Consider the following 20910-nt stretch of genomic DNA (forward strand, 5'->3'; position numbering starts at 1 on the left):
TTTTTTTGTTTTTTGTGTTATTATGTATGTAGATATTTATTTGCTTAATAATTGCATTAATGTAACGAGTTAATAGTAGTAAAGGGTTATTGAGAGTAAATATTTAACTATTACAATTGTTTATACAATTTCACGCAAAGAATAATTAGATATTTACTTTTTTTTGGATTTGATTAATTTTTAATTATTCAAATTGTATTAAACATAATAGTTTTATTAAAGACAATTTAATATTTTTACGTAATGTATTTATATATATTTATTATGATTTTTTTTAAAAGAAAGAGAGGCATACCTCGGTTCGGTTAAATTAAAATTCAGGTTAAGTATGTAGGGTAATTTATTCTTTTTCCTATTTGCGTGGGAATTTTTTTATATTTATTAAAAATAAAAAAAAATAAAAAGGTTAATAAAGCAATATTAAAGGTTGGTTCCAACCAGAACCTTGGTTGGTGGAACCATGGGCTTTAAAGCCCATTGGGGTAGGTTGCGAAGCAACTAGGGGCAACGTCCCTAAGAACTTGAAAAACTTAAGAGTATTAAGGAGATGTTTTAATATATGGCAAAAGAGGTTAAAAAAGGAAAAATTATTACTGCTATTGTTGGTGGTACTACTTTAGTTGGTGGAGCCACTGCTGGTAGTATTGCAGCAACTGTTGAAACAGAAGAAGTAGAAAACGAAGAAAAAAAATATAATAATATAAAAGGTTTTAAAAATATATCTGGTAAAAATAATTTTATTAGTAGTATTTCTAGTTTAACAGTAGATGATAAAGGTGTGGTATGAGCAACAACGACTACAAATGGATTGTATAAATTAGAAAATGGTGAACAATTTACCAAAATTAACGTCTCTGGTATTGATGAATGCGGTAATTTTTATAGTTTATTAAGTTTAAATGGAACATTTTATTTAGGAATATTAGAATATATGGGAACCGGCTTTTTATATAAGAGTAATGCCATCAAAGATAATGTAATAGAATTTAATAAAGTTCCTGGTCGTGGGTGAAAAAGGAATTATGGATTTATTACAAATTTTATAAACATTAGCAATGGTAATATAATTTATGCTGCAGCTAATACAAGTAAGACTACGAGTTATTTATACTATACTACTGATAATTGAGCAACATGTTCTTGATTTAGTAACATTGAAACTTTAATTACAAGTTTAGCAGTATCTAGTAATCAAACAGTTTTTGTTGGTACAAAAACTGTTGAAAACAAAGGTAAATTATATAAATCAACAAGTGGAACAACATTTATTGAGGTACCTGGTTGAAAAGAAAATAATGGTGAAGTTCATAGTTTATTAACTGTTAATGATATAGTTTATATAGGAACAAAAACTGGTATTGGTCAAGGTAAATTATTTAAAATTACTAATGATGGTATTGTTCATGAGATTACAGAATGAGGCAAAGATGCTGGTGATATTGGTGAGATTCATAGTTTATTAAATATTAAGGGAATTATTTATGTAGGAACAAAAACTGGTGTTGGTCAAGGTAAAATATTTAAAAGTAAAAATGATAATAATTTTGAATTAATACCTAACTGGGATATAAGTAATGGTGAAGTTTTAAATCTGTTTAATATTAATAATGATTTATATGTAAGGACAAAAGTTTCAAAACAAATTAGTTAGTTATTTAGATGAATATAAAATTATTTTTTTATATCTAGTTGAATTTAGACTTTGATTAGATATTTTTAAAGTTATATTAAATAATTTTACTAAACAAAATAATTAATATTTATTAAATTATCTATACTGTAATTGACAAATATATACTATGATATATAATTTTGTATATCATAAAAATGATATTATTAATTTAAATTAAGAAACAAATTATTAAAATTTTAACAATATTATAAAATTATAAATGAAGATTAAAGGAGATATATAATTATGAATTTTAAAAAAATATTATCTGTAATTACACCATTAAGTATTTCAACTTCAACAATTGGAGCGGGGATTATATATTATGATAATTTTGGTCAAGAAAAATTAATTACTAATATAAGCGAAATTAATTTGCAAAATATCATCGTTGAACCTAATTTAGGACAAGTTAATAGTGGAAAAAATGAAATTCCAACAAAAGCGGCCTTATTAATAAACATTAAAGAAGCAAATCCAGAAGCTAGTTTATTAACTATTAATGATTTTGATATTGTAAAAGAAGATAAAAATAACGTTACAATTAAAGGCAAAGGTAATTATATAGGAGAAGTTAATTTATATTACACCGTTACTAACTTTATTAATGCTAAATTGTAAAGGTAAGTGCAACTAAATTATTTTTCTATCCAAATATTCGATTGGTGAAAGATAATTTAGTATTTTTCTTGGTCTTTGGTTTAAAGACAATATAAATTTATGAACTTCATTTTTATTAGTTTTTGAAAAAATAAATTTTTTAGGAAATTTTTCTCTAATTAAACCATTAGTATTTTCATTAGTACCTCTTTGTCAAGGTGAATATGGATTGGCAAAATAAATTTTTATATCTAAATTTTTTTCAAGTTGTTGTCAATTTGAAAATTCTTTGCCACGATCAAAAGTAATAGTTTTAACAATGTTTTTAGGAAGAATTGATAAATAATAACTAACATTTTTATTAATAACTTTAGTAGTTCTGTTTTTAACTAATATTGCTAAAGTAAATCGTGATACTCTTTCAACTAAAGTTATTAAACATGATTTGCTTTTACCTCGTGATGATACTATAGTATCTCCTTCTCAATGACCAAGTGTTATACGATCATTAACATTTATATCTCGTTCTTTAATTGATTTACCATTAAACTTGCCACGATTTTCTTTAGATTTTCGTTTTTTACCTTTTCTTCTTAAATTTTTACTAGTAACTTTATCAAGCATTCCAAAATAAATTCAAGTATAAATTGTTTTAAAACTAATAACTCACTCTTTATGAAAATTTTTAATTCTGCCATAAATTTGTTCAGGTGATCAACCTAATAGTAATTTTTGTTGTACATATTTTACTAAATTCTTATTTTTAAACTTATGAAAACTAATATGTGATTGTTTTCGATTTTCAGCTTTATTTTGTGCAATTAATGAAAAATAATGATTATTATCTTTATTTCTATTAATTTCTCGAATAATAGTACTAATACTTCGATTAAGATTTTTAGCTATTTCACTAATTTTAAATTTAAATTTCAATTGATTCTCAATATAAATCCTTTCATCTATGCCAAGATGTTTATAACTCATATAAAAACTCCTTACTTTTTTCTAAACTAAATTTAGCATTATGAAATTTTTATATGAGAATTTTTTGCAATTTTATTTACTTGCACTTACAAGTATAACTCAGCTAATAAAAAACTAACAAATGAGAAAATTTATGCTTTAGCAATTGATTCACGAAATAATATTTTTAGAACGCAAGAAGATAAAGTTTATAAGCTTACTGTTACAGGAATAGAAACTTTAATGGATGGATTGGATTCAGGTAAAACTGCTAGAAATATAATAGTTGATGCAGAAGATAATGTTTATGTTGGAACTGATAGTGGTGTTGTTTACAAAAGTGATGGTAAAAATAGATTTGTAAAAATTTCATTGCCAGATTCAACAAATTGAATATGAGCTTTAACAGTTAATAAAAAAACCGGCATTGTTTATGCTGGTAACGATGATGGTGTATATAGCATTGATAAAAATGGTAATGTTAATCATATGTTAGGAACACATGATTATATTAATAGTTTAGCAGTAGGTGAAGATGGTTCTGTTTATGCGGGTGCTGATAATCGTGGTAAAATTTATAAAAGTTATGATGGTATAAGTGAATTTAAATTAATTAAACAACGAGATGATGCTGGATCAATGAAAAGTTTAGTAATAGATAGTACAAATAATATTTTTGCTGGCTCTGATAATGGTAGTATGTATGCTAAAATGTTAGAAACAGGCCATGAAATTAAACGTTTAGTAATAGATAAAGAAGGTAGTTTATTTATTGGTGTTGATTCAAATGAAGTTTATAAAAAAGTAAAAGACTCATCTATATTTTATAAAATGATAGGAATAGAAAATGGTTGAGAACATATTCTTGCTTTAACAACTGATCAAGGTGATAATTTATATGCAGCAGGAACTGAAGGGTACTTATATATAAGCAAAAATTTTAATTAATATTTTAGAAATTATAAAAATAGTTTAAATTGAATTTATTGTAATTATTAACAATTAAAATTTTTAGTTAAAGGAATATTTTATTTGAGTATCAAATAAAATATTCTTTTTTTTAATTTTTTTAAACTTATAAAATTTAAAAAGGAAAAAACTATTTTTTAAATAAAAATAAGTTTTAGGAGGTTGATAAATATGATTTTAGAAGATTTAGAACCAATGACTGATCAAGAGTGTCAGGCAGTTAGTGGTAATTTTCCTCAATTTTTGATGGGTGCCATGTTAGCAGGAATATCAATTCCTGTTATTAAAAATTTATGAAATAGTGTTTCAGGAAGTATTAAGTTACCAGATAGTTTTTATTGTAAATCGTTATATAAAAATAAAAAATATTTATTAATGCTGAGTTATACTTGTAAGTGCAAGTAAATAAAATTGCAAAAAATTCTCATATAAAAATTTCATAATGCTAAATTTAGTTTAGAAAAAAGTAAGGAGTTTTTATATGAGTTATAAACATCTTGGCATAGATGAAAGGATTTATATTGAGAATCAATTGAAATTTAAATTTAAAATTAGTGAAATAGCTAAAAATCTTAATCGAAGTATTAGTACTATTATTCGAGAAATTAATAGAAATAAAGATAATAATCATTATTTTTCATTAATTGCACAAAATAAAGCTGAAAATCGAAAACAATCACATATTAGTTTTCATAAGTTTAAAAATAAGAATTTAGTAAAATATGTACAACAAAAATTACTATTAGGTTGATCACCTGAACAAATTTATGGCAGAATTAAAAATTTTCATAAAGAGTGAGTTATTAGTTTTAAAACAATTTATACTTGAATTTATTTTGGAATGCTTGATAAAGTTACTAGTAAAAATTTAAGAAGAAAAGGTAAAAAACGAAAATCTAAAGAAAATCGTGGCAAGTTTAATGGTAAATCAATTAAAGAACGAGATATAAATGTTAATGATCGTATAACACTTGGTCATTGAGAAGGAGATACTATAGTATCATCACGAGGTAAAAGCAAATCATGTTTAATAACTTTAGTTGAAAGAGTATCACGATTTACTTTAGCAATATTAGTTAAAAACAGAACTACTAAAGTTATTAATAAAAATGTTAGTTATTATTTATCAATTCTTCCTAAAAACATTGTTAAAACTATTACTTTTGATCGTGGCAAAGAATTTTCAAATTGACAACAACTTGAAAAAAATTTAGATATAAAAATTTATTTTGCCAATCCATATTCACCTTGACAAAGAGGTACTAATGAAAATACTAATGGTTTAATTAGAGAAAAATTTCCTAAAAAATTTATTTTTTCAAAAACTAATAAAAATGAAGTTCATAAATTTATATTGTCTTTAAACCAAAGACCAAGAAAAATACTAAATTATCTTTCACCAATCGAATATTTGGATAGAAAAATAATTTAGTTGCACTTACCTTTACAATTTAGCTAATTAATATAAAATTACATATTTTTTTCTTAAAAGAATAAATAACACTAAAAAATGACTTTTACTATAAACATTATGTATACTGAAAAAAGAATGTATAATAATAACAGAAAATAATTTTTATTTTTGGAAAAAAATTTTTGAGTACGAACGATTATGAGAAATATAAAAACGTTGTTAAAATTATTAGGAGCAGTTAGTTTAAGTACTGTTGCAGCAAGTTCAGTTGTGGCTTGTGGAGGAGGAGCAAATCCAAATCCTACACCAACTAAAGAAATGGATGTTCAAGTTAAAAAAGATTTTGGTTTTTTAGATGCTAATTCACTAGTTAAATTGAGTATTGATATTAATGCAACTAGTAAATTAGCATCATGAAAATCTGAACAATTAGCAATTACTGCGACAGCTTTATTAAAAGGTGATACTGGTGAGCAAAAAGCTAAGTCAAATGATGCTGCGAATTTTTTAGTTAATGTTTTAAAAATTGAAGCAAAAACTGGTGAAGGTGAAAACAGAATATTTGAGGTTAAAAAAACAAATGAAATTAGTATCAATGTTTAATCATATTCACCTGCAATTTCTAAGAAGGCAGATAATGCTGATTATGTAGTTACTGGTGGAACACTAATTTTTAATTTTCAAAAAAATAATAAGTCATTAGGTGATAATTTCTCATTAGATATTTTGGGTCAATCAGTTCAAGGATTAGTTACATCAATTTTACCAACTACAATATCAAATGCTAATTTTGAATCTATTCCTGGATTTGCAGTTGGGGAACCAAAAGCAAAATTTCCAGTTGGTACAGATTTAACACAATATTTTAAAACTACTGAACTTGAAGGTAAAACAGTAAAAAGTATTGCTGACCTTATTAAACAAGGTGCTTTAAAAATTAAAGTTAGTGAAGCTGCAGAAGGTACAGGAAATTTTGTTAAAGGAAATACCATAAAAGTAAAAATATCAATTGGTGATATTCAATTTGCTACTGAAGAGACTTTATTTATATCTTAATTATTAAAATTAATAAATATAACAAAGAAGAGTGAAATTTCACTCTTCTTTTTATATAGTTATATTTAATTTTATTTAAATGGAGAACTAAAAGGATTACTATTTTGTTTTCTATCTCAATGAGAACTTCCAGCATTTTGATTACTTTTATTTTTCATTTCTTCATTTCATTGTTTACCTTGTTTTTTAGGGATTCACATTGAATGGGTAGAAGGTGGAGCATAATAAACAGTTTTTATGTTTTGTGCTATTTTATTTTACTTGCTTTTATTTCTTTATCATATAAAACATCACCAGAACAAATGCCACAATTTGTTGTTCCTTTAGTCTTTGTTTCTATGGCAAATCTATTTCTTAATCTTTGATCTATTTTTAAATTAGTTACTTCATTTCTATTAGCATAGTTGTGCTTTTTTAATTGTTGTTCAGTAAGTTTCACAAATGATTCTGTAACTCCACATATTGTTTGTTCTTCTAGTACAGTTTCTTTTAATCTATTTTGTTGATTTTGCAAATGATATTTAAGTTGTTGTCTTTCTTGTGTTTTAGATTTAAACATTTTTCTTCCATCTTCCTTTTTAAATATGCTGAGTTATACTTGTAAGTGCAAGTAAATAAAATTGCAAAAAATTCTCATATAAAAATTTCATAATGCTAAATTTAGTTTAGAAAAAAGTAAGGAGTTTTTATATGAGTTATAAACATCTTGGCATAGATGAAAGGATTTATATTGAGAATCAATTGAAATTTAAATTTAAAATTAGTGAAATAGCTAAAAATCTTAATCGAAGTATTAGTACTATTATTCGAGAAATTAATAGAAATAAAGATAATAATCATTATTTTTCATTAATTGCACAAAATAAAGCTGAAAATCGAAAACAATCACATATTAGTTTTCATAAGTTTAAAAATAAGAATTTAGTAAAATATGTACAACAAAAATTACTATTAGGTTGATCACCTGAACAAATTTATGGCAGAATTAAAAATTTTCATAAAGAGTGAGTTATTAGTTTTAAAACAATTTATACTTGAATTTATTTTGGAATGCTTGATAAAGTTACTAGTAAAAATTTAAGAAGAAAAGGTAAAAAACGAAAATCTAAAGAAAATCGTGGCAAGTTTAATGGTAAATCAATTAAAGAACGAGATATAAATGTTAATGATCGTATAACACTTGGTCATTGAGAAGGAGATACTATAGTATCATCACGAGGTAAAAGCAAATCATGTTTAATAACTTTAGTTGAAAGAGTATCACGATTTACTTTAGCAATATTAGTTAAAAACAGAACTACTAAAGTTATTAATAAAAATGTTAGTTATTATTTATCAATTCTTCCTAAAAACATTGTTAAAACTATTACTTTTGATCGTGGCAAAGAATTTTCAAATTGACAACAACTTGAAAAAAATTTAGATATAAAAATTTATTTTGCCAATCCATATTCACCTTGACAAAGAGGTACTAATGAAAATACTAATGGTTTAATTAGAGAAAAATTTCCTAAAAAATTTATTTTTTCAAAAACTAATAAAAATGAAGTTCATAAATTTATATTGTCTTTAAACCAAAGACCAAGAAAAATACTAAATTATCTTTCACCAATCGAATATTTGGATAGAAAAATAATTTAGTTGCACTTACCTTTACAATTTAGCATATAAAAAAATTATTTACTTTTAAAATTAAAGTAATTAGTTTAAAAAACTTAATATTAAGTTTTTGTTATTTTATATCATAAATAAATATTTTATATGTGTAATTTACTTTTTACTTTTATAATATATTGTGTGTTTTTATTGGTATTATTTTTTAAGAAAAGTAAAAAATATTTTTATAATATAATTTATTAAAATACAATTCTATTTTTATGTTTAAAAATAATTTGTTTAAAATATAAAAAATATGCTACAATATACAGGCTTAATTTAATGAAAATAAGCAACACATTTGTGAATTCATTGCCTAGTGCTTTTTAATTAAAAAGTGGCCAATGTTAGAAATAAATGGAAGAAAAACAAATTAGAAGGAGACAATATGTCAGTTGTAACACGTGAACAACTCCTTGAAGCGGGAGTTCAGTTTGGTCACCAAACTAAAAGATGAGATCCAAAGATGCGTAAATATATTTTTGGTCAAAGAAATGGTATTCATATTATTGATTTACAAAAATCAATGCGTAAATTAGATGAAGCTTGTCACTTTGTTAAAGAAACTAGTGAAAATGGTGGTAAAGTTTTATTTGTAGGTACAAAAAAACAAGCCAAAGAAGCTGTGCAAGAACTTGCAATTAGTTGTAATTCACCTTATGTAACAGAACGTTGATTAGGTGGTAATTTAACTAATTTTAAAACTATTAAATCAAGTATTAAAAAGTTAATTGATATTGAAAATAAAGAAAAAAGTGGAGAAATTAAACTTTTAACAAAAAAAGAGCAAATGTTAGTAATTAAAGAAAAAGCACGTTTAGAACGTAACCTTGGTGGTATTAGAAATATGTATAAATTACCAGAAGCTATTTTTGTTACTGATACTATTACTAATAAAATTGCTGTCGAAGAAGCAGTTAAACTTGGTATCAAAATTATTGCGATTTGTGATAGTAATTCAAATCCAGATAATATTGATTATATTATTCCTGGTAATGATGATGCTACAAAATCAATTACTTTAATTACAAAGAAAATTGCTGAAGCTATTAATGAAGGACAAAGTGTAAAACCAGTTATTGATAAAAAAGAAATAGTAGTAGAAGAAACTACTAGTCTTGATGAAAATAAAACTGAAAATGGAATTGAAAAAAATAAAGAATAAAGGAGAATAGTTTATATGTCAGAAGTTAAAGTAGATGTTAAATTATTGAAAAAATTAAGAGATACAACCGATTTACCAATTACTGATTGTAAAGAAGCTTTGATAGAAAAAAATAATATTTTTGAAGCAGCACTTTCCCTATTAAAAATTAAAGGTTTAGCAAAAGCAGAGAAAAAAAGTATTAATAAAGCCACTGAAGGGGTTACTAAAGTTGTTATTAGTGGTAATAATGCAATTATTGCTGAATTAAATTGTCAAACTGAACAAGTTGCTGATTTAGAAGATTTTAATGATTTATTTACTAAGATTTTAGAAACAATTTTAAAACATCAACCTAAAACTATTGAAGAAGCTTTAATGTTAAAAGCTGATGGAAGTAGTGAAAGTTTAAATGATGAGATAAGATTTGCTATCGCTAAATTAGGTGAAAATATTGTTTTAAATCGTTTTCAATATTTAAGTAAAAATAGTGATGAAGTTTTTGGTTCATATATCCATGGTGGTGGTAAATATAGTGGTTTAGTTATTATCAAAGGTGTTGATAAGGAAAGTGATATTCCAAATAATGTTGCTATGCAATTAGTATCAGCAGATGCTAAATACATTGATATTGCTCACATACCCGCAACAGTTCGTGATAAAGAATTATCAATTATTAGTGAAAAAACAAAAGAAGAAGAAAAATTGAAAGCAAAAAAACGTCCTGATAATATTCTTGAAAATATTATAAGAGGTCGTTTTGAAAAAGTATTATCTGAATTAACTATTGTTGATCAACTTTATATTAAAGATAATACAATTAAGGTTAAAGAATATTTAACTAAAAATCATGCTACAATTATAGCTATGATACGTTATCAATTAGGTGAAAAAATTGATAGTTCTGCCAAATAAACATTTAGGAGGTAAATAAAGTGAATTTTCAAATTATATATTATATTGCATTAGTAATGTTTATATTATTATTAGTTATTCTTGTTTGAGGATGATATAGTTTTAATAAACCAAAAACAACTATTAAATTTTTGAATTTAAAATTATTAGTAGCAACATTAATAGTTGGGGTAATTGGTTTAGTTATCTCGATTGTTCCAATTGGAATGCAAGTTTGAACATTTGAACCAGAATATATTAAATCTGATCCTGCTTTTTTAAGTTTATTAATAGTAGAGTATATATTTTTAGTTATCATGTTAGGATTAGCATATATTTTTAGTTTTGATTTTGGTATCGCAGTTGATGAACATAATATTTATTTCTTTGGACAAAGCGTTAATACTAGTAAAATTGTTGCATTGGAACAAAAGAAAAATGTTTTAAAAATTGTTTATGAACAGGGTATTAAAAAAATTAAAAAACGTTTAATAATTATTACTCCACAAGCACAACTTTTTGTTAAAGATCATTTAGCACAAAAAGTTATTGCTAACGTTGAATTAGAAACTGTCGCTGAAAGCGCAAATAATGATTCATTATCTAGTGATAATAGTAAATAAATAAGAAGCCACAAAGCAATCTGTGGCTTCTTATAATATTAAATTTAAGGAGGATGATCAAAAATGGAACAATTTAAATATAAACGAATATTATTAAAAATTAGTGGTGAAGCTTTAGGTGATGGTAGTAATGAATTATATAATAATGAAAGTATTGATAATGTTTGTCAACAAATTCAAACCCTAGTTAAGGCAAAAGTAGAAGTTGGTTTAGTAATTGGTGGTGGTAATATTTGACGTGGTGCTAAACAAGGAGAAAAGATTGGTTTAAAAAGAATTAATGCTGATTATATGGGAATGTTAGCAACTATTATGAATGCTTTGGTAATTGAATCAAAGTTAAAAGCGCTTAACGTAAAAGTTATTGTGCAAACATCATTAGAGATTAATCAAGTTGCTGAACCTTTTTATTACAAAAAAGCTATTAGTAGTTTTGAAAAAGGCTATGTTTGTATTTTTGCTGGTGGTATTGGTTCACCATACTTTACAACGGATACTGCAGCAGCACTTCGTGCTACTGAAATTAATGCGGATATATTATTAATGGCAAAAAATGGCGTTGATGGTGTTTATGATAAAGATCCAAATATTAACAAAAATGCTATTCGTTATTCACATTTATCATATCAAGATATTACTAATAAACAATTAAAAGTAATGGATTTAACTGCTTCAACAATGTGCATGGAAGCTAACTTGAAAATTATGGTATTTGATATTAAGGTTGAAAATAATATCATTAAAGCAGTACAAAATAAAGCAATTGCAACTATTATTAGCAATCAAAATTAACAAATTAAAGGAGAGAAGATAATATGAAACTATTAGATTTTATTTTATCTATTTTACAAAAAAGCAAAACATCAATCAGAATTTTATTTCCAGAAGGTGATAATGAAAAAGTACAGGCAGTAGCTTTAAAAATTATTAATGATAATTCACCTGTTAAAAATTTTATTACACCAGTTTTATTATTTAATAATGATAAAGAAATTCCTAGTAATATTAAAAATTCTAATATTAAAACATTATCTATTGAAGAAAATCAAGTAACAAATTTTACTAATCAATTATATGAATTAAGAAAAGCAAAGGGTTTAACTTTAGAAGCAGCTAATAAATTGGTATTAAGTCGTAATTACTATGGAATGATGTTATTAAATAATAAAGAAGTTAATGGTTTTGTTGGTGGTATTACTTTTACTACTGCTGATATTTTATGTCCGGCTTTACAAATTATTGGACCAAAAGCAGGTACTAAAACTGTTTCAAGTACATTTATTATGAATAAAAATGAAGAAATATTTTTATTTAGTGATGGTTCAATTAATTTAAATCCAACAGCTGAACAATTAGCAGATATTGCAAAATCTACAATTCACTTTGGCGAACTTTTAGAATTTAATCCAATTAAATTAGCAATGTTATCTTATTCTACTAATACTAGTGGTAGTGGTGAAAGTGTTGATAAAGTACGTAATGCTACTAACTTTGTTCAGCATTTAAAATTAAAGAATGTGCAAGTAGCAGGACCAATTCAATTTGATGCTGCTTGAGATCAAGAAGTGCGAAATAAAAAATTCCCAGAATTAACAATTAAAAATCATTGTAATGCATTTATTTTCCCAACTTTAGATGCTGCTAATATTGGTTATAAAATTGCCCAAAGATTAGGTGATTATAAAGCTATTGGTCCTATTGTTTTGGGTTTAAATCAGCCAGTTAATGATCTTTCTCGTGGTGCTACTATTGATGACATTTATTACACAGCATTGATCACTGCTATTCAAACATTAATTAAGAATTAATAAGGAGATAAAACAAATATGTCAGAACAAAATAAAATTTTAGTTATTAATGCTGGAAGTAGTTCTATTAAATTTCAACTTTTTAATGCTATTAATAATGATAAACAACCTCATTTTACTATTTTTTGTAAAGGTTTAGTTGAAAGGATAGCTATTAAAAATAGTAATTTTATTATTGAAATTGCTAATGGTGATAACTTTATTAAACATGAAGTAACGAAAGATATTCCCGATCATGTTATAGGAGCACAAACAGTTATTGATGCATTAATTGAGTATAAGGTCATTAATAATTTTGATGATATTAAACGAATTGGTCATCGTATGGTTCACGGTGGTCAAAAATTTAATAACTCAATTGTTATTGATGAGAAAGTCATTGCTGGTATCAAAGCATGTATTCCATTAGCACCATTACATAATCCACCAGCTTTAAAAGGATTATCATCTTTTCAAAAATTAGTTCCACATGCTAAACATGTGGCAGTATTTGATACTTCATTTCATAGTACTATTCCTGAAGAAAAATATCTTTACTCAGTTCCATATGATTGATATAAAACATATGAGGTAAGAAGATATGGTTTTCATGGTACTAGTTATCGTTATATTTTAGATAAATTAACTAATATTTTAAATAAACCAAAAGATAAGATTAATGCTATTATTTGTCATTTAGGTAATGGTGCTAGTATTTGTGCTATTAAAAATGGTAAAAGTTTTAATACTAGCATGGGATTAACACCATTAGATGGTTTAATTATGGGTTCTAGAAGTGGTATCATTGACCCTTCTATTCATGGTTATATGTGTAATGTTAAAGCAGAAGCAACTATTGAAACTATTACTAATGATTTAAATAAAAGTTCAGGTTTATTAGGAATTAGTGGACATTCTTCTGATTTACGTGATGTTCTTGCAAGTAGTAATGATAAAAACCATAAATATCATTTACAATCACAATTAGCAATAAAAATGTTTGTTCAAAGAATTGCTAATTATATTGTTCAATATGGTAATGATTTAGATAGTAATATTGATGCATTAGTATTTACAGCAGGTATTGGTGAAAATTCTGTAATTATTCGTCAATTAGTTATTGAGGAAATTAAAGTGTTTACTTTAAAATTAGTAACTAATAAAAATAATGATAAGTATAATGATTACTTAGAAATTAGTGATAAACAATCAGAAGTTCCTATTTTTAAAATTAGAACAAATGAAGAATTAATGATTTGTCAAGATACATATAATTTATTAAAAAATATTTAAAAAATAAAAAAAATATATTAAGGTTTTTTGTTTTGATATATAATGTTTAAATTAAGTGAAAATACTTAATAATTATCAAATTTTAATTAAAAATAAATACTTTAAAGATTCAAGGAGAAAAAAGTATGACATATAAAGACATTAAAGAAAAGAAAATTTTTAAAATTTTTGAAAAAGATGAAATTGAAAATTTTGATAAAAGCATGATAAATAAAATAAATAATTATGACAAAAAAAATAAACAAACTAATAAGCCGTTCTTAAATAATAATTGAGATACTTGTCGTGGCTTATTAGAAATTAATAAATATCATCATGATCATGATGGAAGTAGTTCATCAGTAATGGCAATTTCAGCTTCTTAAAATTATTGTTATATTCATTTACTGAACAAAGAAAGAGTTGTAACTATTAAATAAAAAGTGATAAAATAATGTATATATTTGTATTTGTGATTACACAATAAAAGAAATTGAAAAAAAGTAATAAGTAAGAGAGGATTTTAGTATGGAAAGAAAACAAAAGATAGTTGTTATAGGTGTTAATCATGCCGGAACAACAGCATTAAAGGCAATTATGAGGTCTAATTCAAATAGTGAAGTAGTAGCATATGATCGTAATGATAATATTTCATTTTTAGGATGTGGAATTGCGCTTTGAGTTGGTAAAGAATTTACTGATCCAAAAGGATTATTTTATGCCACAATTGAAAAGTTAAGAGCATTAGGTGTTAAAATTAAAGAAAAACATGAAATGATTAAATATGATAGTAAAGCAAAAACTGTTACTATTAAAAATTTAGATACTAATGAAGTATTTATTGAAAGTTATGATAAGTTAGTATTAGGAATTGGTTCATGACCAATCTTAAATCCAGGTGGTAAAGAAATTCCTGGTTTAATTGCTCATAAAGATGGTGCGATTGTTAAAGATACTTTAAATGGTGTTAAATTAACAAATGGCATTCATTTATCAAAACTATACCAACATGCTCAAGAAATTATTTCTGATTTGAGTAAACCGGAAGTAAAAAAAGTAGTAGTAATTGGTGCAGGTTATATTGGTATTGAATTAGTAGAAGCTTTTTATAAAGATAAAAAAGAAGTTACTTTAATTGATTTTGAAAATCGTATTATGCCTCGTTATTATGATGAAGAATTTACAAATGATGTTGAAGCAGATATGAAAAAAGTAGGAGTAAAATTACAATTAGGAGAAACTTTACAAGAATTTATTATTAAAGATGATAAAGTGAGTGAAGTAAAAACTAATAAAGGAACATATAAAGCTGATTTAGTAATTATGGCTGTTGGTTTCTTACCAAATACTGCTATCTTGAAAGATGAGAATGGTAAAGTTCAACTTAACTTAGATCCTCGTGGTGCAATTGAAGTTAATGAATATTTTCAAACTTCAGATCCTAATGTTTATGCAATTGGTGATTGTATTAATATTCGTTCAAATGCTTGAAATAAAAATGTTAATATTGCCTTAGCAACTAATGCTGTACGTAGTGGTTTAATTGCTGGATTAAATGTTGCAAAAACAGATCCTAAAACAAGAATCGCCTTTCCTGGTGTTCAAGGAACAAATGCAATTGCTGTTTTTGGTTGAAAGTTATGTGCTACTGGTTTATCAGAAGTTTCTGTAAAAGCAATTTTAGGTTCTAATAATGTAGAAGCATATTTTTATCAAGATACAGTGTTTCCACCTTTTATGAGTGAAAATCATGAAGTAAAAATTAAAATTATATGAGAAAAGAGTTCTCGTCGTATTGTTGGAGCTGAAATTGGTTCAACTCATGATCATACAGAAACAATTGCAATGTTTTCATTAGCAATATTGAAAAAGGTTACTATTGATGAAATTCCATTAATTGATATGTATTTTTTACCACACTTTAATAAGCCTTATAACTTTGTTACTGCGGCAGCACTTTTAGCAACAGGAATTTTAACAAAAGAAGATGTTACATATCCAGATCCATATTTAAAAGGTAAGAAAAAATAGATTGTCTTGTCAAATTAATTTTGAGAGGAATAAAATATAATGGTTAGTAATGAAAAATATTTAAAACTTAGAGCAAGAATGACTTCACCAGTTAAAGAAAGTAAATATAAAATTGCTTGATGATTAAAAATTATTTTGATATTTACTTTTCCATTATGGATTATTTTTTTTAATTACTAATTTTTTTATTGGTTTAATGATGCGAAATGTTATGGAAAATTTTCAACGAATTGGACGAAGTACTAATCCAAATTTTGATAAAATTGATCTTAATACTTTGAGTTTTTATAATCGAGATATGGAATTACAAAATTCTCTACAACTAATGATTGATGATAGTAATTGGGATATGATGGAAGCACAAGATATGACGATAACTACTTATGATAATCGCTTGTTATCAGCTTTTTTCATTAATAATCATCAATCTAATAAAAATCATAAATGAATAATTGCAACTCATGGTTGACAACAAAATTACTATAGCATTTTATATTTAGTTAAACATTTTTATGAGCAGGGATATAGTATTGTTACTTATGATACAAGAGGTCATGGTAGTAATAATATTCATGATGCAATTACTTTTGGCAATAAAGAAGCAGATGATTTATATGCTGTTATTTTAAGTCTTAATAATTATTTAACAGAAACAGATTTTAAACAACCCCCCAATATTACTTTAATTGGTAATAGTATGGGTGCTAGTACTGTTTTGGAAACAATATCTCGATTTGATACTGGTAAATTTGGTGTTAAATGTGCAATTTCTGATTGTGGATTTGATAGTTTTAGTCATATTATTAAAATTATGGGTAAACAATACTTTAACCTTCATTGATTTTGATTTTATTATGGTGTTAAATTTTTCTTTAGGTTAAAAGATAAATTTAATATTAATAGTATTAATCCTATTAATAAATTAAAATATTGTTCTTCAATTCCTGTATTATTTATTCATGGTAATGATGATGAAACTGTACCAGCAACAATGGCACAAAAAATGTATGAAGAGAAAATAAATTATGAAGAAGAAACAATAAGTGAATTATTAATTATGCCATTTGCTAAACATATAAGAGCCGTCACTACCGATTATGATACATATTGCAAAACTACTTTAAAATTTGTTAATAAATGAACAAATTTTAAAACTGAAGATAAAGGAGATTAAATTAATAATGATTTATTATATTAATAATAGCAAAGACCCATATTTTAATTTAGCAGCCGAAGAATATTTGATTACTAATCCTTATATAACTGATGAAATCTTATTATTATGACAAAATAATAATACTATTGTTGTTGGTAGAAACCAAAATACAATTGAAGAAATTAATAATGAATATGTAAGAACAAAAAAAGTTAATGTTGTACGAAGATTATCTGGTGGTGGAGCTGTTTATCAAGATTTAGGAAATTTAAATTTTACTTTTATTTTTGATAAAAATAAAGATAATGCTCGTAATTATGCTCTTTTTACAAAACCAATAGTTAATGTTTTACAAAGTCTAGGTTTAAATGCTCAATTTAGTGGTAAAAATGATATTTTAGTTGATGATAAAAAAATATCGGGTAATGCCCAATATACATATAAAAATCGAATTTTACATCATGGTACTATTCTTTTTAATGTTGATATGCAAATGTTACCAAAAGTATTAAAACCTGATTTGGATAAATTAAAATCAAAAGGTATTAAATCAGTACAAGCACGAGTAACAAATATTTTACCATTATTAAATCCACCAATAACAATTGAAGAATTTCAAAATTTAATTATTGAACAATTAAAAAGTACAAAAAATACAAAGATTATGGAATTTTCTGAAAAAATGATTGCTGATATTGAATTATTAGCAAATACTAAATATCGAACTTGAGATTGAGTTTATGGTAAATCTCCAGATTTTGATTTAAAGCATAAAACACTTTTTCCTAGTAAAGGAACTATTCACGTTTGAATGAATGTTAAGGCAGGAATTATTGAAAATATTAAAATATATGGTGATTTCCTAGGCTCAGCAGGTACTACTAGTTTAGAAGAAAAACTAGAAAAACAAAAATATAATTTAGCAACTATTACTAATATCATTGAAAATGCTAATATTAATGAAATTTTTGGTGAAAATTTTCTTGTTGAAGAAATCATAAAAAGTATAATAAAATAATAAAAGTTAAGTAAGCGTATGTGTTTAAGCATATATTAAAATCCCTATTTACTTTTATAAAAATAGGGATTTTAATTTTGAAAGTGAACAAAAAAATGTTGAAATTCTAAAAAAGATAATTTACTAAATGGAAGTATTATTAAAAATATGATTTTTGCTTTGTAAACAAAAAAATATTATTTAACAATAATGTTTTTTTATATTTTTATTAATCAATAAAAATGTTAAAGTCTTTAAAAGAAAATAAGAATAAAAAAAGAATAATTCTAAATCATGTATGATTCAAATTATTCTTTAATAAATTCAATGTTGTATTTTAGCACTCTATAATATAATTAATTTTATTTAAAAAGTATTTTTAATAAGGTTCAGCAGGAGGAAATCGTTTAATAAGAGTAGCAGTAATAATATCATTTTTGACATCGCCATAATCAAATCTAATGTCTATATTGATATATTTATCATTTTTATCTTTTCGTTCAAGATCATCATCAGTTAGGTTTCTACCATCAACTGTAGCTTCATGAAGTTTTAATTTATTAGGATCATATCAATCTTTTCATCCTCAATCTCGTAGAACGCCATACGCAATTGATTCAGCAATTGGTTTGATTTGTTTTAATCATTGTTCAGCAGTATCATCATCACTTATTTTGCGGGATCATTCTGGTAAATGATTAAATGTTTTTTTAAAAGCATTAATTAAATCTTCCTCTTTTGGATTTATTAATTTTGTAATTGTGATTTTAACATCACCTGTGAAGTTGCTTTCTGGTTTAGCGGTTAAAATTGCATGACCAGGATTATTTATTGAGGCACTATTAAACTCTTTTATTTCAAGATCTTCTTTTACTACACCAGAATTATTATTTAAACTAAGTACTTCAGGAATAATAACTATGTTATTATTGGCATTTCTTCCTTCAACTTCAGTATTTGTAATTACATCTACTAATTTTAATTTATCATTAACGGTAATTTGTAAATTAGTTTCGGCATTGGTGATTGTATCATAGTTATAATTGATTTTAGCTTTGAGTGTGGTTGCTTTTTTTAAATCATCAGCATTTAATTTGTGATCAGCAATAGTAATTTGATTGAATTTAAATGATGATTTGTTAAATAGTTCTTTAATTTCGCCAGTTAGTTGTGCTTGAATGAAATCAGCAGTAATTTTGTTAGTTATAGTTTCTGGTTGACTTTTTTTATTAGTTTCCAATGTATAATTTATTTTATTAATGGCATCACTAATGTCTTGATTAGTAAGACATTTATTGGAAGTATTATTAATTTTATAATAAATTCCTAAACCAGTAGCGGTGCCAATGGTAATAAGTCCTAATGCAATAGCATAAGTTTTTCAATTTTTGTAAAATTGTTTTTTTCTTTTTTTTCATTAGTTAAAGTAAGATCTTTGTTAATTATTTCAGTCATTATTCCTCTTTTTCTTTCAATCTTTTTCATAAAAAAATAATTATATTATTTAATATTTGCAAGTATTATAAAATTGCATAATAAATATTATAACAATTATTCAGTTTTAATGTAAACTATTCGTTTAAAATAGAAATAGAAAGCATAAATCTTTCTTATGTTTTTTTTATTTAAAGTAATATGTAAGTATTTTAATAAAACCATAGATAAATTAATATTTATTCAGTTTATGGTAAATCTCCAGATTTTGATTTAAAGCATAAAACACTTTTTCCTAGTAAAGGAACTATTCACGTTTGAATGAATGTTAAGGCAGGAATTATTGAAAATATTAAAATATATGGTGATTTCCTAGGCTCAACAGGTACTACTAGTTTAGAAAAAAAACTAGAAAAACAAAAATATAATTTAGCAACTATTACTAATATCATTGAAAATGCTAATATTAATGAAATTTTTGGTGAAAATTTTCTTGTTGAAGAAATCATAAAAAGTATAATAAAATAATGAATAAAATTCTTATTTATGATATCCTTACTCTTATAACTAATATTAAAGAGGAAATATGAAGAAATATTTATGGATTTTATTTATAATGTTTATTTTTATAACACCAATTAGCAATGTTATTACATTTTTAGTAAATAATAGTTTTGATCAAACAAATAGTATAAATGATATTCTTTATCCAACACGCGGTTGACCAAAAAAAGATAGAAATCAATTAAATGTTTGACAATTTTTATATCAAGATGCTATTGATAAAGTAGGTAAAACTAATGATGATATTGTTAATGGTTTTAATAATTTTTATCTTGCTGAATTTGATAAATACCGTGATTCAGCAAGTAAAAATGCTGGTAAACCTGGCTATGATGAAATTGGTATACCAACAGCAGATATTAATGATTATATTAATAATAAAATTATTCATTCACAATCAATGCAAATATACATGGCCTTAACATTGCGAACATATTTTATTGAGTTTACTATTAATAAAATTAATGATCCAAGTAGTAATTATATTAATGCAAATGAATATTTAAACTTATGAGTTATGAAGTATTTTGAAGCTGGTTTTTATTTTCAATGAGTAAAAATTTGAATTCAAGATTTAGGTAGAACAATTGAAAAATCAATTGTTATTGATTTTTATACTTTTGATAAATATGTGGAACGAAATAACAAAGGTGAATATATGTAAAATAAACCACCCAT

25 protein-coding genes are annotated in these 20910 nt (G+C 24.6%); 21 read left to right on the forward strand and 4 right to left on the reverse strand.

Annotated elements, in window-relative coordinates; genetic code table 4:
* Positions 1-559 precede the first annotated feature (559 nt).
* The gene (locus tag AACL05_RS03075) at positions 560-1651 is read left to right on the forward strand and encodes a hypothetical protein (protein ID WP_338986235.1); all 1092 of its coding nucleotides are present in this window, start codon (positions 560-562) and stop codon (positions 1649-1651) included.
* A 267-nt stretch (positions 1652-1918) separates the two neighbouring features.
* Entirely contained in the window at positions 1919-2293 is a 375-nt protein-coding gene (locus AACL05_RS03080) for a hypothetical protein (protein WP_338986236.1), read from the forward strand.
* A 12-nt stretch (positions 2294-2305) separates the two neighbouring features.
* Here AACL05_RS03080 and AACL05_RS03085 read toward each other — a convergent pair whose 3' ends face one another.
* Positions 2306-3256, reverse strand: a complete 951-nt coding sequence (locus AACL05_RS03085; RefSeq protein ID WP_338960236.1) for an IS30 family transposase — start codon at positions 3254-3256, stop codon at positions 2306-2308.
* A gap of 222 nt (positions 3257-3478) precedes the next feature.
* Between AACL05_RS03085 and AACL05_RS03090 the strand changes: the two genes are divergently transcribed.
* The 5 genes from AACL05_RS03090 (at position 3479) to AACL05_RS03110 (ending at position 6674) form a co-directional block, all read left to right on the forward strand.
* Positions 3479-4183: a hypothetical protein gene (locus AACL05_RS03090; RefSeq protein WP_338986237.1), complete on the forward strand. Its 705-nt coding sequence runs from the start codon at positions 3479-3481 to the stop codon at positions 4181-4183.
* 192 nt (positions 4184-4375) lie between these two features.
* On the forward strand, positions 4376-4609 hold the full coding sequence (locus tag AACL05_RS03095; RefSeq protein WP_338986238.1) for a hypothetical protein: 234 nt from the start codon (positions 4376-4378) through the stop codon (positions 4607-4609).
* 76 nt (positions 4610-4685) lie between these two features.
* Positions 4686-5636 (forward strand): IS30 family transposase, encoded by a 951-nt coding sequence (locus tag AACL05_RS03100; protein WP_338960236.1) that lies wholly within the window; start codon positions 4686-4688, stop codon positions 5634-5636.
* Positions 5637-5816: 180 nt separating this feature from the next.
* Positions 5817-6221: a hypothetical protein gene (locus AACL05_RS03105; protein ID WP_338986240.1), complete on the forward strand. Its 405-nt coding sequence runs from the start codon at positions 5817-5819 to the stop codon at positions 6219-6221.
* 123 nt (positions 6222-6344) lie between these two features.
* A complete protein-coding gene (locus tag AACL05_RS03110) occupies positions 6345-6674 on the forward strand; it encodes a hypothetical protein (protein WP_338962560.1) in 330 nt (109 codons plus the stop codon).
* Between the two features lie 71 nt (positions 6675-6745).
* Here the strand turns inward: AACL05_RS03110 and AACL05_RS03115 are convergent, their stop codons facing one another.
* Together AACL05_RS03115 and AACL05_RS03120 are read right to left on the reverse strand one after the other, a co-directional pair.
* Positions 6746-6874, reverse strand: coding sequence for a hypothetical protein (locus AACL05_RS03115; RefSeq protein WP_338962563.1), 129 nt, complete (start codon positions 6872-6874; stop codon positions 6746-6748).
* 47 nt (positions 6875-6921) lie between these two features.
* Positions 6922-7233 carry a hypothetical protein gene (locus tag AACL05_RS03120; protein ID WP_338986241.1) on the reverse strand — a complete coding sequence of 104 codons (312 nt, stop codon included), beginning with the start codon at positions 7231-7233 and terminating at the stop codon, positions 6922-6924.
* A gap of 131 nt (positions 7234-7364) precedes the next feature.
* Between AACL05_RS03120 and AACL05_RS03125 the strand changes: the two genes are divergently transcribed.
* The 12 genes from AACL05_RS03125 (at position 7365) to AACL05_RS03180 (ending at position 18255) form a co-directional block, all read left to right on the forward strand.
* Positions 7365-8315 (forward strand): IS30 family transposase, encoded by a 951-nt coding sequence (locus tag AACL05_RS03125; RefSeq protein ID WP_338960236.1) that lies wholly within the window; start codon positions 7365-7367, stop codon positions 8313-8315.
* Between the two features lie 403 nt (positions 8316-8718).
* Positions 8719-9495, forward strand: a complete 777-nt coding sequence (gene rpsB, locus AACL05_RS03130; protein WP_338962568.1) for a 30S ribosomal protein S2 — start codon at positions 8719-8721, stop codon at positions 9493-9495.
* Between the two features lie 15 nt (positions 9496-9510).
* Positions 9511-10389, forward strand: coding sequence for a translation elongation factor Ts (tsf, locus tag AACL05_RS03135; protein ID WP_338962570.1), 879 nt, complete (start codon positions 9511-9513; stop codon positions 10387-10389).
* A 20-nt stretch (positions 10390-10409) separates the two neighbouring features.
* On the forward strand, positions 10410-10991 hold the full coding sequence (locus AACL05_RS03140) for a hypothetical protein (protein ID WP_338962572.1): 582 nt from the start codon (positions 10410-10412) through the stop codon (positions 10989-10991).
* A gap of 63 nt (positions 10992-11054) precedes the next feature.
* Positions 11055-11783: a UMP kinase gene (gene pyrH, locus AACL05_RS03145; RefSeq protein WP_338962574.1), complete on the forward strand. Its 729-nt coding sequence runs from the start codon at positions 11055-11057 to the stop codon at positions 11781-11783.
* Positions 11784-11806: 23 nt separating this feature from the next.
* Positions 11807-12799 (forward strand): phosphate acetyltransferase, encoded by a 993-nt coding sequence (pta, locus tag AACL05_RS03150; protein ID WP_338962576.1) that lies wholly within the window; start codon positions 11807-11809, stop codon positions 12797-12799.
* Positions 12800-12817: 18 nt separating this feature from the next.
* On the forward strand, positions 12818-14071 hold the full coding sequence (locus AACL05_RS03155) for an acetate kinase (protein ID WP_338962578.1): 1254 nt from the start codon (positions 12818-12820) through the stop codon (positions 14069-14071).
* Between the two features lie 125 nt (positions 14072-14196).
* A complete protein-coding gene (locus AACL05_RS03160) occupies positions 14197-14436 on the forward strand; it encodes a hypothetical protein (protein ID WP_338962580.1) in 240 nt (79 codons plus the stop codon).
* 142 nt (positions 14437-14578) lie between these two features.
* Positions 14579-16081, forward strand: coding sequence for an FAD-dependent oxidoreductase (locus AACL05_RS03165; RefSeq protein ID WP_338986242.1), 1503 nt, complete (start codon positions 14579-14581; stop codon positions 16079-16081).
* A gap of 39 nt (positions 16082-16120) precedes the next feature.
* Positions 16121-16261, forward strand: a complete 141-nt coding sequence (locus AACL05_RS03170; RefSeq protein ID WP_338962584.1) for a hypothetical protein — start codon at positions 16121-16123, stop codon at positions 16259-16261.
* Between the two features lie 16 nt (positions 16262-16277).
* Positions 16278-17255 carry an alpha/beta hydrolase gene (locus tag AACL05_RS03175; RefSeq protein ID WP_338962586.1) on the forward strand — a complete coding sequence of 326 codons (978 nt, stop codon included), beginning with the start codon at positions 16278-16280 and terminating at the stop codon, positions 17253-17255.
* 7 nt (positions 17256-17262) lie between these two features.
* Entirely contained in the window at positions 17263-18255 is a 993-nt protein-coding gene (locus AACL05_RS03180; RefSeq protein WP_338962589.1) for a lipoate--protein ligase, read from the forward strand.
* 358 nt (positions 18256-18613) lie between these two features.
* Here AACL05_RS03180 and AACL05_RS03185 read toward each other — a convergent pair whose 3' ends face one another.
* A complete protein-coding gene (locus tag AACL05_RS03185; protein WP_338986243.1) occupies positions 18614-19474 on the reverse strand; it encodes a hypothetical protein in 861 nt (286 codons plus the stop codon).
* 431 nt (positions 19475-19905) lie between these two features.
* Here AACL05_RS03185 and AACL05_RS03190 point away from each other — a divergent pair, with 431 nt between their 5' ends.
* Entirely contained in the window at positions 19906-20196 is a 291-nt protein-coding gene (locus tag AACL05_RS03190; RefSeq protein WP_338963030.1) for a lipoate protein ligase C-terminal domain-containing protein, read from the forward strand.
* 88 nt (positions 20197-20284) lie between these two features.
* Positions 20285-20896, forward strand: a complete 612-nt coding sequence (locus AACL05_RS03195) for a hypothetical protein (RefSeq protein WP_338986245.1) — start codon at positions 20285-20287, stop codon at positions 20894-20896.
* Positions 20897-20910: the final 14 nt, after the last annotated feature.

Origin of the sequence: Spiroplasma endosymbiont of Thecophora atra, from assembly GCF_964019735.1 — a bacterium.
In the GTDB taxonomy this organism is placed as follows: Bacteria; Bacillota_I; Bacilli_A; order Mycoplasmatales; family VBWQ01; genus Spiroplasma_E; species Spiroplasma_E ixodetis_A.